Origin of the sequence: Sulfurovum sp. (assembly GCF_015493435.1) — a bacterium.
Lineage (GTDB): Bacteria > Campylobacterota > Campylobacteria > Campylobacterales > Sulfurovaceae > Sulfurovum.
The window spans coordinates 1-16071 of sequence record NZ_WGDD01000048.1 but is presented as its reverse complement, the minus strand read 5'-3'; the positions used below and the strand labels follow the sequence as shown (position 1 = coordinate 16071).

Here is a 16071-nt window from a genome sequence, read left to right as displayed (position 1 = left end):
AATAAAAAACAGATACCTGCAATCAAGGAGAGAAGGGTGAAGATACTACTGATGGAAGATGATCCGGTCCTTGGAGACATTGTGACCGATTATCTGCAGCAATACTACACGACACACAGAGCATTCGATTCGGCAGAGGCCCAGGAGTTCATAGATGAAGAATCGTATGACCTTTTCATCTTTGATATCAATGTACCGGGTAAAAGCGGTATAGAACTGCTGGAAGAGCTGAGAAGTTTTAACGATACCACTCCGGCCATTATCATTACCGCCTATGAAGATACGGCACACCTTAAAGAGAGTTTCAATGTAGGGGCGCATGACTACATACGCAAACCGTTTGAACTTGAAGAGTTGAGACTGCGTATCGAAAAGAGCAAGGTGTTGTTCCGTATCGAACAGGATGCCCCTGTCACGCTGGATGGGAAACTGACCTACTACCCCAAAAAGCATATGGTCAGTGACGGTACAAATGAAATGACGCTGCGTCCCAAAGAGTGTGAAATACTGGAATATTTCATTGCGCATCCTCAAAGGCTGATCAGTACGGAAGAGCTGATACAGAATCTTTGGGAATTCGATGCGCTTCCGAGCGATGCGACACTGCGCTCCTACATTCGCAATCTGCGAGAAGTAATAGGCCCTGACAAAATTGTTACACAGAGGGGTATGGGATACCGTTATGAATGATCTGGAAAAGAAATCCTTTTATTCCTTTCTGGGACTTTATATCGTTTCCTCTTTTTTCCTGCTTTCCCTGACAGGTTTCTGGTACTACACGGCACAAAAACATGCGCTTGAAAAGGAAACATACTATAAACTGGAACATATTGCCGATAAAAAGTCAGGTGAGATCATCATGGCACATATGCATGGGACACCGCTGCAAGCTATGGCTGTTCCCAAAGAGATGATTTTAGCCCTGATCAATACACAGGGAAAAGTGACGGAGGGAAGACTTGTCGATCCGAATATGCATATCAGACCGGGATATTTTCTTGTAGACGGTTATAACGTATTGATCTCAGATGCACCGCGGGAACACCTCAATATCTCTTATGTTGCTGTACAATCCGATACACTCAAAGCACAGCTGCATAAGTTGAAAGATTCTGTATTGGCCGTACTGGGCATCGTTGCTTTTGCCATTGCCCTTATCGCCTGGGTACTCTCCAAGCTTTTTATGAAACCCGTTCACCAGCGTGTAAGACAGATAGAGCGTTTCATCAATGATGTGACCCATGAGCTCAATACGCCTATTACCTCATTGCATATGTCGACAGACCAGGCTTTGAAGCGCGGGGAGTGTACGGCCAAAACGCTTAATAACATTTCCATCAGTACCAAACAGCTTTATGATATTTACCGTTCCCTGACCTATTTGAATTTTTCAAGCAGGAAAGAGAGCACGGAAGTGGTTGACCTGAAAGAAATTTTGGAGAAAAGCATAGCATATTACAGCGGACTTGCAGAGATCAAACGTATCAGCTTCAAAACCGATCTGGAAGAGATGCTTTTCGCTATCCCTGAAGCCCAGGCTTCTCTTCTTTTTGGAAATCTCATCGGCAATGCCATCAAATACTCGTCTCCGAGATCCGAGATAGAAATCTCCCTGAAAGACAAGGTCTTTCATATCAGGGACCACGGTATAGGCATTGAGCCCGAACAGCAAAAAGAGATCTTTGAAAAATTCAGGAGAGGTACCTCCTATTCAGGCGGTTTCGGTATCGGGCTAAGTATTGTAAAAAGTATTTGCAGCCAATACAATATAGGCATAAAACTTGATTCTATACCTGCCGAGGGTACAGAATTCAGGCTGAAATTCTAAAATTACAATAAATTCTATAGATTTACTTGACTTTAAAAATTATTTTGGTTAAACTACGCTCATCATTATTGTCAAGCACTTCTAAAAACCCCAGAATCTGTACAATGGACAAGGGATACCCGGTTTGACCCCTTGGGGAAAAGTTGCAGCCTCCTTCTATTGTTAACTGACTTTGGAACCGGGTATCTTGTAGAGACCTGGGGTATTTAGAGGTGCCCAAGATATATTTCTTACACACTGTGTACTGCCAAGGAGAAAACATGTCACCATCATGCCCCATATCAACAAGAAGGGTTGATGCGAATATGTCCAGAATGATCTCTTCGCAGGTTGCACTTTTTACAGCATTGTTCCTTTTTACGCAGGCAGGACTGTTTCTTTTTATTATCATTTTCGATTTTACCGTAAGAGCGTTTCGAAGACCGGAACTGAGCCTCTTCTCCATGACGGGAAAGTTCATCCTTTCAATGTGGGGTGCAACACCGAGATTCTGCGATGAATCCCCCAAACGTTTTGCTCTTTACCTTGGTCTTGGAACCGCATTTTTTGCTTTGGTACTTTACAGTTTTGGTTTTGCAGCGGCCGCTGTAGCGGCAGCAGTTGTGTTACTTTTCTGTGCCTTGCTTGAAGCATTGTTCGATTTTTGTATAGGATGTAGGATATACTACGTCCTTCAAATCATAAAGGCAAAATTACAGTATGACAGGTATTTCAACTAAAACGATCTATGCGGTCGCGGCACTCCATGAACTCAGTCAGGTACAGGAGGATGCAGTCCTCAAGATCAAAGATATCGCTTCCCGGGCGGCTGTCCCCCAGAACTTTTTGGAACAGATACTTCTGGAACTCCGAAAAAAGAGCATTCTTATCAGTGTCAAGGGAGCTCACGGCGGGTACAAACTGGCTAAACCGCTTAAAGATATTACGCTGAAGGATATTGTGATGATCCTGGAGACGGATGCGCTTTCCGATGTCTGCCGGACCGACAATCCGACACTGAAACTCTTCTGGGAAGATATACGGGAAGGAGTGGCGAATGTATTTGACATTCCTCTTTCCGAACTCAAGAATTATCAGCAAAAAGCCAATCATACCTTGAATTACTCCATATAGGAACAGAGATGACAAAAGATTTCGATTATTTTAATACACTGCTTGTACAGGGTGTGGGTTCAAAAACCGGACCCATTGCACCGACCATAGTACCGTCTGCCGCATACGGATACGCAGATGCCGAAGAGGCAGAAGGAATCTTTGCGGGTGAAGTGAACAAGCCGCTTTATGCCAGAGTCGGAAATCCGACCAATGCCAAGCTTGAATCAGTCGTTGCCAGAATGGAAGGCGGATGGGGCGCTATAGCAACTGCATCGGGTATGGGCGCCATCTCCATGGTGACCACTGCTTTTTTAAAAGCCGGGGATGAAGTACTCTGTATCGGCGGTTTTTTTGGCGGAACCTATACCCTTGTCAATGAGACCATGAAGCGTTTCGGTGTCAGCAATACCTTCTGCGAGGTTGATGATTTTGACCATATCGGGTCCACACTCAAACGGGGGGTCAAAATGGTGATCATGGAGAGTGTAGGCAATCCGAGCCTCCGTCTGCCCGATATCAAAAGAATTGCAGCGCTCTGCAATACCTATGAAACACTTTTAATGGTGGACAATACTGCCACACCGCTCATCGTTCAGCCCCTGGCACTGGGTGCAGATATTGTAGTACACTCTTCTACCAAAAATATGAGCGGACATTCTGCCGCACTTGGCGGAGTTGCCGTTTTCAGACCGGTCAAAGAGAAGAATGACAAACTTTTCAATGAAAAATATGCTGATGTACACAAGATCGTCAACAAGATGGGTAAAAAGGCTTTTATTCCCATTTGCAAAAAAAGGGCGATCAGGGATATGGGCATGACAGCCAATGCTTTTGGCTCGTTCCTGACAATGCTTGGACTTGAAACACTCGCGCTCAGGGTAGAACGTGTCAATCGTTCCGTTGCGAAAGTTGCACAGATACTGGATGAAAACCTGCCAGAGGGCATTGAGGTCAACCATCCCTCGCTTCCCAAAAGCGAAGACCATGCGCGCTACCGCAGTGACTTTCCCGACGGCTGCGGACCGCTGCTGACCATTGACTGCGGCACGCCGGAACGTGCTTTTGCCTTCCTCAATGCATTGAACATGGCTACACTCACGGCCAACATCGGTGACAACCGCACTCTTGCGCTGCATATGCAAAGCACGATATACAGCGACTTCGATGCCCAAACCCGAAAGTTCCTCGGCGTCACTGAAGGGCTCATCCGCATCTCCATCGGTCTGGAAGACCCGGAAGCGATCGCCAAAGACTTCCTCCAGGCAGCCGCAAAAACCGCATAAATTGATGCGGGATTCCTCTTTTGTGCATTTGTCGGTACATTGGGCTATCATGTTTTCCTGGGCAGATGCTTTTATGTGCTAAAAAAGTATGGATTTCAATCCGTAAAAATACCCCTGCAGTTTTACAAGACTTTGGGTGCCGAAGCTTTCCAAAAATGCATCCAACTTGTCTTTTTCTTTCCAGACCGGTTTTTTGACTTTTGCCAGGGCTGCTATTTCAGTTTTGGCGGTATGCATGGTACCGATCTCGTCAATGAGGCCTGCTTTTTTTGCTCTTTTGGAAGAGAAAATATGCGCATCGGCATATGTTTTTGAACGGTTAATGTCCAGTCCTCTTGCTTTGGCAACATCGGAGACAAAGAGTTCATAGGTATCTTTGGTAAGCCGCTGAAGTTCTTCTCTCTCTTTGGGTGTCCATTTGCGTGTCGGGGTACCGGCTTCTTTGTAGGTACCTTCTTTGACCACCTGCATACTGATGCCGACTTTTTTCATGATCCCTGCAAGGTCAGGGCTTTCCATGATGACTCCGATAGAACCGATGACCGACCCGGGATTGGCAATGATCCTGTTGGCATAAATGGAAGCATAATAGCTTCCGCTGGCCATGATGCCGCTTGCATAGGCAATGACAGGTTTGTGTTTTTTGAGCTCTTTGATGGCATAGGCTATCTCTATGGATGGCGGTACGGAACCTCCGGGAGAATTGACATTGAAAAGGACACCTTTTATGTCAGGGTCCTTTTGTGCCTTCTCTATTTCTCTGACAACTTTGTCGGAACTTATGATCGGCCCTGAAAGCCTTATCTCCTGTAAATTGGCGGGTTTGAGTTCGGATTCTGATTTCGGCATGACAAGAATGAGTACGATAAGCAGAAACAGAAGCCCTTTGAAATGATCGCCGATCCATTTGATACCGTCACTGATGCGTTCAAACATATTGTTCTCCTTCTATGTAGACCGCATCCGCCTGTCTGGTATAGAGTATGCTCCACAGTGCGATCTCTTCCGGACGCTTGGGGAGTTCAGGCAGTGTAACGAGAGCAAAGTCTGCATTCTTTCCTACTTCAAGAGTGCCGCTGTTCAGGCCCAGGGCTTTAGCCGCATCTTCGGTAGCAGCTTTGATGAGCCTGAGTGAAAGCTCCTGGACAGGGGCCTGGTGGTGCAGCATGATTGCCGACCTGAACTCATCGAATATGTTGAGTGAATCGTTCGAACTCAGTCCGTCTGTGGCTACACTGTAGGGAAGTTCAAGTGCTCTCAGCTTCTCTATGGCAAGCCTGCCGCATCCAAGGTAGCGGTTGGAACGCGGACAGTGCGCCACGGTGTGTCCTTTTTGCGCAAGATATGCCAATTCTTCATCATTTGCCTGTACGCAGTGCACAAAGTGTGTCGGGTAAGTGTCGAAGGCATGCATGAATTCCCTGATGGTAGTGACCGGTGTGGACGTGTTGAAGAATTTTTCAAAAAAGGTTTTAAAGTCTCCTTCTGCCTTCTCGAGCCACTCGCGTTCGGCCTGAGATTCAAGAAAATGTGTCGTAAGGGGCATTTTGTTCTGTTTGGCAAGGCTGACGGCTTTCTGCAGAATGACCGGATGCACCGAGTAGGGCGAGTGGATGGCGACAGCAGGCGTAATGAGACTGTCTGCATCACAACTCTGCGAAGCTTTGATGCGTTCCAGAAAATCTCCGTAGAGCATATCGGCATACTGTGCATTGGAGCCGATGAGTTCATTAAAAAAGACTACCCGCTGCGGGCTTTCTTCGCAGACTTGAAGTTCCGTCCCGAAACTGGAAATGGCACCAAAAGCGGTAATGCCCGAACGCAGCATTTCCTGACATTCGTTCTGCATGATCTCATTGCTGCAGTCTTTCATCAGGTCGTCACGGTGTTCTATGACCGAATCGAGCCACGGCATGAAGGTACCGTACTTGAGCGAGGTTTTATTCGCCGAGAATTCAAGGTGTACATGGGTATTGATAAAACCGGGGAAGAGTACGGTGTAGGGTTTGGTCCGTATCAGCTTTGCATCGGGATATTTTTTCAAAAGTTTTTCCGGAAGATCGACCGCTTCAATGTGTGTGCCAAACGCAATAGCAAGGTTTTCAGCAAACTTTCCGTCTCTATAGATGTAGTCAGCAATGATGATTTTCATAAAATCTCTCCTGTTTGGGATATTTCATAGGTACCCTTTAACCCTATTTGGATAAAATAATACCCAAAATATATATTAAGAAGGTAGTTAAATGAAAATAGTTGTAATCCAGGGTCCAAACCTCAATATGCTCGGAATCAGAGAACAGAATATCTATGGTCCGATGAAACTCGAAGATATCCACAAGCAAATGAAGGGATTTGCAGAGCAGAACAAAGTTGATATTGAGTTTTTTCAGAGCAATCTTGAGGGTGAGATCGTAGACCGTATTCAGGAATGTATCGGAGATGCGGACGGGATCATCATCAATGCGGCAGCTTATACGCATACCTCCATCGCCATCCGTGATGCGATCGCTGCGGTACAGCTTCCGACACTGGAAGTACACCTTTCAAACATTCATCAGAGAGAAGAGTTCAGACATAAATCCCTGCTCGCTCCGGTATGTGCAGGTCAAATCATAGGTATGGGGCCGTTCGGTTACCATCTTGCGATGGTCGGTATGACGCAGATACTTTCCGAAGTGGCTGCGATGAGAGAACACCAGGCTAAAACACAGGCAGCGGCACAGCAACAGCAGCAGTAAAACCCTCAACTTCTGTGTTTCCTGCAGAAGACACTCTCTCGACCTGTACAGGGTTGAACGGTGCGAAATACCGCACCCCGCAGTCACCTTCCGATTTTTAAAAAAGGCTTTACATGAACTATATGCTCAAAAATGAAAATGCTGTTTACTATGAATGCGGATACAGCTGTGACAATGCACTCTACCTGCATTTGGGGAAAGAAGCATTTTTTATTACGGACAGCCGCTATACGGTTGATGCACGGGAACATGTCAGAAAGGCCAAAGTTGTTATAGACGGAGACCTGTACGGCAGAGCAGCTAAAATACTGAAAAAAGCCCGTGTTGGGAAAGTACGTTTTGATCCGAAAGAGTGGAGTGTGGCAGGATTTGAAAAAATCACGTCCGGAACGAAGACCGTTTTTGCAGCGGAGCCGGATCTTTCACATAAAAAACGGATCATCAAGAGTGACGAAGAACTGAAGATACTTTCCAAAGCAGCCAGGCTTGGTGCCAAAGCCTTTAACGCACTGGCAAAAGAGTTCAATGAGAAAGGTTTTGGCGAAAACGAGTTTACTTTGACGTACAGAGCCAAAACAGTTCTGGGCGGTTTTGGAAAGTATGATCTCAGTTTTGACCCCATTGTAGCCATTAATGCCAATGCTGCCAGACCGCACGCGACACCGACAAAGAAAAAATTAAAAAAAGGTGATCTGCTGCTGGTGGATGCCGGGCTGAAATACAAACGCTACTGTTCGGACAGAACACGTACGGTGCATGCCGAGAAAGATTTTCTCTTTGGTACCAAGCAGTCTTTTGGGAAAAAAAAGATCCAAAAAGCATATGATACTGTGCTCAAAGCCCATGACAGAGCTATTTCCAGGGCCCGTTCCGGCATGAAAGCCAAAGAAGTGGACGCCCTGACACGCGATTTCATCGACAAGGCAGGCTTTGGAGCATATTATGTGCATTCGACAGGTCACGGTGTAGGATTGGATATTCATGAAATGCCCTATATTTCCAGCCGTTCAGACACGATTATAGAGGATGGTATGGTTTATACGATAGAACCGGGTATCTACATTCCCGGAGAGTTCGGTATACGCATCGAAGATATGGTAGCCATGGTGGACGGAAAAGCACGGGTACTTTGATACTATAGGGGGCTGTCGTGTTCCCACGGTACCATTTTGCAACATCATGGGTGCTGTCGGGAGGCAGCACCCCAGGATAAACGAGGAAAATGAATGGTAAAAAGAAAACAATTGAACAAAGACCTGACATTGCTTTTTACCCCGCATTTTCCCTATAATACCAACAGAAATTCACGTATGCGCTATAAAGCGCTGCTTGGGATCGGCGGGAACATGGGTGATGTACTTCGGCGTTTTGAACATCTTTACTGGTATTTCAAAGCATCCGGTTTTGTTCATGTGCTTGAGACTTCTCCTCTATTGAAAAATCCGCCGTTCGGCTTTCTGGAACAGGCTGATTTCCTAAATGCACTGATCTGGGTAGAAACTGACCTGACGCCGAAGCAGCTGTTGCGCTATGTGCTTCGGGTAGAAAAAAAATTCGGAAGAAAACGTCTTTTCAAGGATGGACCGAGAACCCTGGATATCGACCTGATATTCTATGAAAATATAACAATGCAGAGCAGAGAACTGACACTTCCCCATCCTGCATGGATGCAGAGGGCTTCGGTGCTGATCCCTCTCTCGATGATGAAAACAAAGGTAAGATGATGATCAATGAAACATTTGTAGCCTCCAACCCCAAAAATGCCTATGAACAGGCGGTGGAAAAATACGGTACCGATATCAGGATCGTCTCTGCAAAACAGGTGAAGTACAGTGATGACGAACTGCGCTCGGAAGTGGTCATTGCCGTACCCAAAGAACTTTTTATGGAAAGATCTTTCGGTACACAGGTACCGAAAAGCGAATTGGAAAATGAAGAAGAGGCGCTTCTCGGTGAAATAGGCGAACTGAAAACACAGCTTGAAGCAATGCGGGACGGACTGCTGGAAAAAGGCAGATTCGGCGATGTGGCAGATGATGTCAAAAAACTTTTTATGAAAAAAGGTATTAGCGAACGCTGGCTCGATACTATTCTTATTCCGCTCATCGGTACACCGGTCATGGAAGATGCCCAGCTTCTTGTCTCCTACCTGCTTGAAGAGATCGATGAGACACTCAAGGTCAAAGAAGAAGAGCTGGACACATCGAAGATCATGATGCTTGTCGGGCCGACGGGGGTGGGGAAGACGACCACGATTGCCAAACTGGCGGCACGTTATGCCTACCTGCTTGAACGGCCCTATAAAGTGGCTCTCATCAACCTTGACAGTTACAAGGTCGGTGCCATCGAGCAGTTGGCACATTATGCAGACATCATGCAGATAGAACATTATTCCATTGCATCAGCGGATGCTTTCGGAAAAAAGATAGAAGAACTGGGTTCCCATGATATCATTCTGGTAGATACCGCCGGTATGTCCCCGTACGATACACAGAAGTTCGTCAAAACGATCGAATTTGTCAATACAAAGATACCCAAAAAGCTCGAAGTGGCACTGGTACTTGCGGCAACGGTGAAGTATGAAGATATGGAAGATATTTATGAGAACTTTTCTTTTCTAAACCTGGATTCAGTGATCATTTCCAAGTTTGACGAAACGAAACACTTCGGTACACTGATGAATTTTATGCTGCTGTATGAGCTGCCGATGAGTTATTTTTCGACAGGCCAGGAGGTACCTGACGATCTTCTTGCGGCCAGTAAAGAATATTTGCTTGAACAGTTTATAGGAGATGTGCATGATGGCTGAAAACCAGGCACTCCGGCTGGAAAAACTGATGCAGAAACATCAGTGTTATCCGGAATATGAATTGTGTCTGCCTTCTGTTTCTGTCAAAAAAGCCGCACTTAGGAAACTGAGAAAAGGGGACCTTCTGCTTCTGGGGATGAGCCGTATGGATATGCTGCTTGTTTCAAAAGAGCATGGCTCTGCCAAAGCCGTACTGTCTTCCTGTGATGAAGGGATGACCATTAGGGTCATGGAAGCCTGCAGAGATACGGCAGAAGAATTTGATAGTAAAAAATATAAAAACATAAAGATTTCCCTGGGAATACTGCAAAGCAGGGTACTTGAGGCAGGACACAAGATAGAGACGGCACAGATCGATATGGATAATATCCTGCTCTACGCAGAGGAAAAAAAGATCGCATCTGCCGCACTTGTCATGGTGGATGATGAAATCGCTGTACAGATAAAAGAGGTGGAAAAACAATGAAAAAAGGAAAAGTGCTTGTAGGAATGAGCGGCGGGGTTGATTCTACCGTAACATCGGTCCTGCTCCAAAAAGAAGGGTATGAGGTCGAAGGTGTCTATATGAAGCTGCACGACAAACCCGGATACCATGAAGAGAACTGGAAAAAAGTACAGAAAGTCGCCGACTACCTGGGGGTAAAGGTCCATTTCTACGACTTGAGCGAAGCCTTCAATGCGAATGTATATGAATATTTTGTAGAAAGTTACAAACAGGGACTTACGCCCAATCCCTGTGTCATGTGCAACCGTACCATAAAGTTCGGAAAGATGATTGATTTTGCAGACAGTATCGGTGCCGATTTTATCGCTACGGGACACTATATCCAGTGTGACGGCAGCTTTATTTACGCGGCAGACGACACCAACAAAGATCAGAGCTATTTTCTTTCAGAAGTGAAAAAAGAAGTTCTTCCGAGGCTCATTTTTCCTCTTGGTACCTGGGTGAAAGAGGATGTCAAAGCCTATGCCGCCGAGATTGAACCGCTCAAAGAATTTTCGACACAAAAAGAGAGTTCAGAGATCTGTTTCGTGGAAAATACCTATGATGAGGTGCTGGCAAAACATATGAATATTGATGTACCCGGAGAGACGGTCGATACCGAGGGTAATGTGGTCGGAACCCACAAAGGCTATATGCACTATACTATCGGCAAGCGCAGAGGCTTCTTCGTCAACGGTGCACATGATCCGCATTTTGTCGTAGAGATCAAACCCGAAGACAATCAGATCGTAGTCGGTACACGTGAAAAACTCGAAGAGAATGCTTTTGAAGTGAAAGAGATCAATCTTTTTGAAGCTTTGACAGAGTTCGATTGCGAAGTAAAAGTACGCTACCGTACAAGCGCTGTACCCTGTCATGTCAAGATAGAAGGAGAGAAGGCCACAGTCCGCCTGAAGGAACCGGTCTTCGGACTTGCCAAAGGGCAGGTCGCCGCATTTTATGACGGTAAAAGACTGTTGGGCGGCGGAGTGATCTGCTAAACCCGGAAGCAGCAGGAAAGTTACTGCCCATCCGCGTCAATAGCAGAGGGGAGAGTTGCTCCTAATCCCCCTGTTTGTCCCGTTTGCACTTTCTTTCATGCCACTCTTTCATTGCTGAACGTTTCCACATCCAGTTCAGCAGCAGGTAAATGAGGTAGGCGACAATGGTAGAGTAGAACGCGGTACCGACATAGAGCGGCACAACGATATGATCCCAGTTATCCTCAAACCATTGCATGGTAAGGTGAACATCATGTACGCCTTCATAGCCCAGAATGAAATTTCCTGTCACATATTCAAGATACCACAGCGGCGGATAGGTAAAAGGATTGCTCAGCCAGACAGTGGCCAGTCCAATGGGAACATTGAAACGCAGCAGGGGAGTGGTTATCATGACCCCTGCCATTTGCATCGGCATGGGAATGAAACCCCAGAAGAGGCCGACGAGTATACCTTTGGTGATCATTTTTCTGTTAATATTGAAATATTCTCTCGGTATTTTGTATTTATCCAAAATATGGTCGAATTTGTCTTTGTGTGTTGCTGCTTTTCTAAAAAACTGTCTTATCATCTCAATCTGTACTTATCTGTTTTATTTTATTTAATTAATGCGGTAATAGTGTAGTATCAAAGCGCTTTATATTCCCTTTGTGCGGAGATTTAATCCTGGCATCAGATCTTCTTGGGGCAGATTCAGCGGTTGGTAGAGGTTCCCTTTAGGCTATTTGGTGTAAAATACGTCTACCAAATTTTATATGAAGGTACATTATAATGAGCGGATATATGATATTTTCCGGAACTTCTAACCCTGAACTCTCGGAAGAGATAGCTACCTACCTTGAAATGCCTCTTTCCAAAGCCAGTATAAACCGTTTTTCCGACGGTGAGATCAATGTTCAGATCTCTGAGAGTGTACGCGGTAAAGATGTATTTATTGTCCAGCCGACTTCTGCGCCGGCCAATGCCAACTTGATGGAACTGCTTATCATGACCGATGCACTGAAACGTTCTTCCGCCAAGTCCATTACTGCGGTCGTACCGTATTATGGTTATGCACGGCAGGACAGAAAAGCGGCGCCGAGGGTACCTATTACAGCCAAACTGGTCGCAAACCTCATGGAAACAGCGGGTATAACACGTATGGTGACTGTCGATCTGCATGCTTCGCAGATACAGGGTTTCTTTGATATTCCTGTCGATAACCTGTATGGTGCGATTCTCTTTATGGATTATATCAAAGCGAAGAATTTCCCAAATCCTGTGATCGCTTCTCCTGATATCGGCGGTGTGGCAAGGGCCAGGTATTTTGCCAGCAAACTCGGGCTCGATATGGTCATTGTCGACAAACGCCGTGAAAAAGCCAATGTCTCCGAAGTGATGAACGTGATCGGCGATGTCAAGGGGAAAGATGTAATACTGATAGATGACATGGTAGATACAGCCGGTACCATGGTCAAAGGGGCCAAAGCACTGAAAGAGCTTGGAGCGGCATCCGTTATGGCCTGCTGTACACACCCGGTACTTTCCGGTCCTGCCTATGATCGTATTGAAGAGGGTGAGCTTGACGAGCTGGTTGTTGCCAATACCATTCCGATGACCAGAACGTGCAAGAAGATAAAGATGCTTTCCACGGCTTCCATGCTCGGTGAAGTAATCCGAAGGGTACATAACAATGAAAGTGTGAATTCTCTTTTCGAAACCAATTAGACGCTGTAGGGTGCTGTCTCCCTGCAACAGTACCACAACATCAAGCAGCGTGCTGTCAGAAGACAGCACCCTACGTAATCCCAACAAGTTGAGACAAGGAACAAAGTGACAAAAAAAGTACCACAGGAAAATATCCGAAACTTCTCCATCATTGCACATATTGACCACGGCAAGTCCACTCTGGCCGACCGTATTATTCAGGAATGCGGTGCAGTCAGTGACCGTCAAATGTCTTCACAGGTGATGGATACGATGGATATTGAAAAAGAGCGCGGTATCACGATCAAGGCACAGTCGGTCCGTCTTGATTATGTCAAGAACGGGGAGCACTATATCCTCAACCTCATAGACACTCCGGGCCATGTGGATTTCTCTTACGAAGTCAGCCGTTCCCTGGCTTCATCGGACGGTGCACTGCTCATTGTTGATGCGGCGCAGGGGGTAGAGGCACAGACGATTGCCAATGTCTATATTGCCATAGAAAACGATCTTGAACTGCTGCCTGTGGTCAACAAAATAGATTTGCCTGCAGCTGATCCGGACAGGGTATTGACAGAGCTTGAAGAAGCCATCGGTATCGATGCGACGGAACACAACCTTGTCTCTGCCAAAACAGGGGCCGGGGTCAAAGAACTTATTGATTCGATTGTGGAGCGTGTCCCCGCTCCCAAAGGTGATGCGGAAGCACCGCTTAAAGCACTTATCTATGACAGCTGGTTCGACAACTATCTCGGGGCGCTGGCACTGGTCCGTGTTTTTGACGGAAGCATCAGCAAAGGACAGATGGTAAAGGTGATGGGAACCAAGGACCAGCATCAGGTACTCAACCTGATGTATCCCAACCCTATTGCTCCGGTCAAGACAGATGAGATCCGTACCGGAGAGATCGGGATCGTTGTCATGGGTCTCAAGACGGTAGACTCCCTCCAGGTAGGCGATACCATTACAGATGCGAAGCATCCGACGGCGGAAGCCATCGGCGGCTTCGAACCGGCAAAACCTTTTGTATTTGCCGGTATCTACCCTATAGAGACAGATAAGTTCGAAGACTTGCGTGATGCACTCAACCGCCTCAGGCTCAACGATTCTTCTTTGAGTTTTGAACCGGAAAGTTCCATGGCACTGGGCTCCGGATTCAGAACCGGTTTTCTTGGTATGCTGCATATGGAAGTGGTCAAAGAGCGTCTGGAAAGAGAGTTCAATCTTGAACTCATCGCTACAGCACCGACAGTTGTTTACCGGGTCAAACAGACCAACGGTGAGGAAGTGGAGATACAGAACCCCAGCGAATTGCCTGAACCGCAGAAGATCGATACGATTTACGAACCGTATGTCAAAGCGACCATTCTGACACCGCAGGAGTATGTAGGCAACCTGATTAAACTGCTCAATGACCGGCGGGGTGTGCAGATCAAGATGGATTATCTGAATGAAACGCGCGTGCTTATGGAATATGATATTCCCATGAATGAGATCGTCATGGATTTTTATGACAAACTCAAATCCATTACCAAAGGGTATGCGAGTTTTGACTATGAACCTATCGGGTTCAGGCCTGGAAAACTGGTGAAACTCGATATCAGGGTAGCCGGAGAAGTGGTAGATTCGCTTTCGATCATCGTACCGGAAGAAAAAGCGCGTACAAGGGGGCTTGCTTTTGTGGCACAGCTCAAAGAGCTTATTCCCAGACAGCTTTTTGAAGTTGCGATCCAGGCGAGCATTGGCAATAATGTCATTGCCCGCTCCAATGTCAAGTCCATGGGAAAGAATGTGACGGCGAAATGTTACGGGGGAGACATCACCCGTAAGAGGAAACTGCTTGAAAAACAGAAAGCAGGTAAAAAAAGAATGAAATCCATCGGCAAGGTGGAAGTTCCCCAGGAGGCTTTTATGGCTGTATTAAAGTTGGATAGTTAAGTGGGTTGGGCGATACATATTCACCTGATCGCAGCGATCGCCTGGATAGGCGGTTCCATTTTCATGTTCGCACTCGGTGTGAGTATGCGGGACAAAGAGGCACAAAAAGCGGTTTATCCGCATATTGGGCCGATCTTCGGCTATTTTGAAGTTGTTGCACTGCTGTTCCTGCTTGCAACAGGTGTTTACATGATCACTGATTTCGGTTTGATAGAATTGCTTTTTACCGACTATCACTCTCCTGTAGTGGATGCGCTGCGTACCAAACTGTGGTTCGTACTGGTACTTCTGATCGTAACGGTCATACATTTTGTTATCGCACTCAGAACAAATAACAAAGAGCGGACACCTCTGCAGCATTTTATCTCAAGAAGCTCGTCCATGCTTATCTTTATTTTGAACCTGTTCATTCTGCATTATGCCATGATCATCAGAGATATTCTTTAGGGGTTCCCTTTATGTTTTTTTACTGCGGCGCAGGTGCCCGGACAGATAGATCCAGAGGAAGGAGCGGCCCATGGGAAATACACTGATCATGATCGGTCTTGGGCTGATATGTGCCGGTGTGGCATATAAATTCGGTCTGCTTGGATGGTTCGGACATCTCCCCGGAGACATAAACTACAAAGGTGAAAACAGTTTTGTATTCATTCCCATTACCTCCATGCTGCTTGTTTCAGTATTTCTTTCTGTGGTCTTTTGGATCATAGGTCGGTTTTAAAGTTGCCGATATGCGCTGTTGTTCCTGCGGCGGGCTGAGTCTTCGCGTCCTTTGTGATAGATGCCGTGAGACGCTTTTCTCCCCTACTGTCCATACCCGTACCGTCGGTACACTCGATATTATTTCTTTTTACCGTTACAGTACTTTGGAACCGCTGCTTCTAAGCAAACATAAACCGGAAGGATGGCGCATTTACAGGGAGCTTGGAAAAATGCTCTTTCGTCCCTTTATGAAAGAGTTCATCGAGCATGACGACGGCACTGTCTATATCGTAGGTGTAGATGAAAATGTAAAAAGCGGGTATTCCCATGTAGCACAGCTTACCCATGCGATGAAGATGAAACATGCCATTGTACAGCCTGCATCTTTACGGGCAGGGAACCACGTGAACTATTCCGGTAAGCCGCTTCAATACAGGCTTGAGCATCCCCGTGATTTTGTCTATAGCGGGAAAAAGGATGTCAATGTGATACTCGTTGATGATATTG

The 16071-nt window shown here is 46.2% G+C and carries 19 protein-coding genes; 16 read left to right on the top strand and 3 right to left on the bottom strand.

Going from position 1 to position 16071, the window contains the following annotated elements; all coding sequences use genetic code 11:
• The first annotated feature begins 36 nt into the window (after window positions 1–36).
• From F8L24_RS08160 to F8L24_RS08140, 5 genes are all read left to right on the top strand, one after another.
• Complete coding sequence (locus tag F8L24_RS08160) at window positions 37–690, top strand: response regulator transcription factor (protein ID WP_294954345.1); 654 nt, start codon at window positions 37–39, stop codon at window positions 688–690.
• Complete coding sequence (locus tag F8L24_RS08155) at window positions 683–1828, top strand: HAMP domain-containing sensor histidine kinase (protein WP_294954342.1); 1146 nt, start codon at window positions 683–685, stop codon at window positions 1826–1828. The genes F8L24_RS08160 and F8L24_RS08155 overlap by 8 nt, the downstream gene beginning before the upstream one ends.
• Window positions 1829–2088: 260 nt before the next feature.
• Complete coding sequence (locus F8L24_RS08150) at window positions 2089–2547, top strand: DUF4395 domain-containing protein (protein ID WP_294954338.1); 459 nt, start codon at window positions 2089–2091, stop codon at window positions 2545–2547.
• Complete coding sequence (locus F8L24_RS08145) at window positions 2528–2941, top strand: Rrf2 family transcriptional regulator (protein ID WP_294954335.1); 414 nt, start codon at window positions 2528–2530, stop codon at window positions 2939–2941. Before F8L24_RS08150 ends, F8L24_RS08145 begins: the two co-directional genes overlap by 20 nt.
• Before the next feature lie 8 nt (window positions 2942–2949).
• The gene (locus F8L24_RS08140; protein WP_294954332.1) at window positions 2950–4206 is read left to right on the top strand and encodes a PLP-dependent transferase; all 1257 of its coding nucleotides are present in this window, start codon (window positions 2950–2952) and stop codon (window positions 4204–4206) included.
• 78 nt (window positions 4207–4284) lie between these two features.
• Here F8L24_RS08140 and sppA read toward each other — a convergent pair whose 3' ends face one another.
• Entirely contained in the window at window positions 4285–5142 is an 858-nt protein-coding gene (gene sppA, locus F8L24_RS08135; RefSeq protein WP_294954329.1) for a signal peptide peptidase SppA, read from the bottom strand.
• Window positions 5135–6358 (bottom strand): metal-dependent hydrolase, encoded by a 1224-nt coding sequence (locus tag F8L24_RS08130; protein WP_294954326.1) that lies wholly within the window; start codon window positions 6356–6358, stop codon window positions 5135–5137. Before F8L24_RS08130 ends, sppA begins: the two co-directional genes overlap by 8 nt.
• 91 nt (window positions 6359–6449) lie before the next feature.
• Here F8L24_RS08130 and aroQ point away from each other — a divergent pair, with 91 nt between their 5' ends.
• The 6 genes from aroQ to mnmA all read left to right on the top strand — a co-directional run bounded on the left by aroQ (window position 6450) and on the right by mnmA (window position 11238).
• On the top strand, window positions 6450–6944 hold the full coding sequence (aroQ, locus tag F8L24_RS08125; RefSeq protein ID WP_294954323.1) for a type II 3-dehydroquinate dehydratase: 495 nt from the start codon (window positions 6450–6452) through the stop codon (window positions 6942–6944).
• 113 nt (window positions 6945–7057) lie between these two features.
• Complete coding sequence (locus tag F8L24_RS08120) at window positions 7058–8077, top strand: M24 family metallopeptidase (RefSeq protein WP_294954320.1); 1020 nt, start codon at window positions 7058–7060, stop codon at window positions 8075–8077.
• A 93-nt stretch (window positions 8078–8170) separates the two neighbouring features.
• A complete protein-coding gene (gene folK / locus F8L24_RS08115) occupies window positions 8171–8668 on the top strand; it encodes a 2-amino-4-hydroxy-6-hydroxymethyldihydropteridine diphosphokinase (protein WP_294954317.1) in 498 nt (165 codons plus the stop codon).
• Window positions 8668–9753, top strand: a complete 1086-nt coding sequence (locus tag F8L24_RS08110; protein ID WP_294954314.1) for a flagellar biosynthesis protein FlhF — start codon at window positions 8668–8670, stop codon at window positions 9751–9753. The genes folK and F8L24_RS08110 overlap by 1 nt, the downstream gene beginning before the upstream one ends.
• Window positions 9743–10219, top strand: coding sequence for a hypothetical protein (locus F8L24_RS08105; protein WP_294954311.1), 477 nt, complete (start codon window positions 9743–9745; stop codon window positions 10217–10219). The genes F8L24_RS08110 and F8L24_RS08105 overlap by 11 nt, the downstream gene beginning before the upstream one ends.
• Window positions 10216–11238 carry a tRNA 2-thiouridine(34) synthase MnmA gene (gene mnmA, locus F8L24_RS08100; RefSeq protein WP_294954307.1) on the top strand — a complete coding sequence of 341 codons (1023 nt, stop codon included), beginning with the start codon at window positions 10216–10218 and terminating at the stop codon, window positions 11236–11238. The genes F8L24_RS08105 and mnmA overlap by 4 nt, the downstream gene beginning before the upstream one ends.
• Before the next feature lie 61 nt (window positions 11239–11299).
• On the opposite strand, the gene F8L24_RS08095 is transcribed toward mnmA, so the two are convergent.
• Window positions 11300–11809: a DUF2062 domain-containing protein gene (locus F8L24_RS08095; RefSeq protein WP_294954304.1), complete on the bottom strand. Its 510-nt coding sequence runs from the start codon at window positions 11807–11809 to the stop codon at window positions 11300–11302.
• A gap of 200 nt (window positions 11810–12009) precedes the next feature.
• Between F8L24_RS08095 and F8L24_RS08090 the strand changes: the two genes are divergently transcribed.
• The 5 genes from F8L24_RS08090 to F8L24_RS08070 form a co-directional block, all read left to right on the top strand.
• Window positions 12010–12945, top strand: a complete 936-nt coding sequence (locus F8L24_RS08090; protein ID WP_294954302.1) for a ribose-phosphate pyrophosphokinase — start codon at window positions 12010–12012, stop codon at window positions 12943–12945.
• Between the two features lie 105 nt (window positions 12946–13050).
• A complete protein-coding gene (gene lepA / locus F8L24_RS08085; protein ID WP_294954299.1) occupies window positions 13051–14862 on the top strand; it encodes a translation elongation factor 4 in 1812 nt (603 codons plus the stop codon).
• The gene (locus F8L24_RS08080) at window positions 14863–15309 is read left to right on the top strand and encodes a hypothetical protein (RefSeq protein ID WP_294954296.1); all 447 of its coding nucleotides are present in this window, start codon (window positions 14863–14865) and stop codon (window positions 15307–15309) included.
• Window positions 15310–15379: 70 nt separating this feature from the next.
• Window positions 15380–15583 (top strand): DUF2905 domain-containing protein, encoded by a 204-nt coding sequence (locus F8L24_RS08075; RefSeq protein ID WP_294954293.1) that lies wholly within the window; start codon window positions 15380–15382, stop codon window positions 15581–15583.
• A 10-nt stretch (window positions 15584–15593) separates the two neighbouring features.
• The coding region (locus F8L24_RS08070; protein WP_294954291.1) for a ComF family protein at window positions 15594–16071 on the top strand (478 nt) is incomplete at its 3' end.

Coding starts and splice junctions, on each gene's coding strand:
- F8L24_RS08105 (WP_294954311.1), top strand. CDS start 9,743: ATGATGGCTGAAAACCAGGCACTCCGGCTGGAAAAACTGATGCAGAAA.
- aroQ (WP_294954323.1), top strand. CDS start 6,450: ATGAAAATAGTTGTAATCCAGGGTCCAAACCTCAATATGCTCGGAATC.
- F8L24_RS08075 (WP_294954293.1), top strand. CDS start 15,380: ATGGGAAATACACTGATCATGATCGGTCTTGGGCTGATATGTGCCGGT.
- F8L24_RS08095 (WP_294954304.1), bottom strand. CDS start 11,809: ATGATAAGACAGTTTTTTAGAAAAGCAGCAACACACAAAGACAAATTC.
- F8L24_RS08110 (WP_294954314.1), top strand. CDS start 8,668: ATGATCAATGAAACATTTGTAGCCTCCAACCCCAAAAATGCCTATGAA.
- F8L24_RS08090 (WP_294954302.1), top strand. CDS start 12,010: ATGAGCGGATATATGATATTTTCCGGAACTTCTAACCCTGAACTCTCG.
- F8L24_RS08150 (WP_294954338.1), top strand. CDS start 2,089: ATGTCACCATCATGCCCCATATCAACAAGAAGGGTTGATGCGAATATG.
- F8L24_RS08140 (WP_294954332.1), top strand. CDS start 2,950: ATGACAAAAGATTTCGATTATTTTAATACACTGCTTGTACAGGGTGTG.
- F8L24_RS08120 (WP_294954320.1), top strand. CDS start 7,058: ATGAACTATATGCTCAAAAATGAAAATGCTGTTTACTATGAATGCGGA.
- folK (WP_294954317.1), top strand. CDS start 8,171: ATGGTAAAAAGAAAACAATTGAACAAAGACCTGACATTGCTTTTTACC.
- F8L24_RS08130 (WP_294954326.1), bottom strand. CDS start 6,358: ATGAAAATCATCATTGCTGACTACATCTATAGAGACGGAAAGTTTGCT.
- sppA (WP_294954329.1), bottom strand. CDS start 5,142: ATGTTTGAACGCATCAGTGACGGTATCAAATGGATCGGCGATCATTTC.
- F8L24_RS08145 (WP_294954335.1), top strand. CDS start 2,528: ATGACAGGTATTTCAACTAAAACGATCTATGCGGTCGCGGCACTCCAT.
- F8L24_RS08155 (WP_294954342.1), top strand. CDS start 683: ATGAATGATCTGGAAAAGAAATCCTTTTATTCCTTTCTGGGACTTTAT.
- mnmA (WP_294954307.1), top strand. CDS start 10,216: ATGAAAAAAGGAAAAGTGCTTGTAGGAATGAGCGGCGGGGTTGATTCT.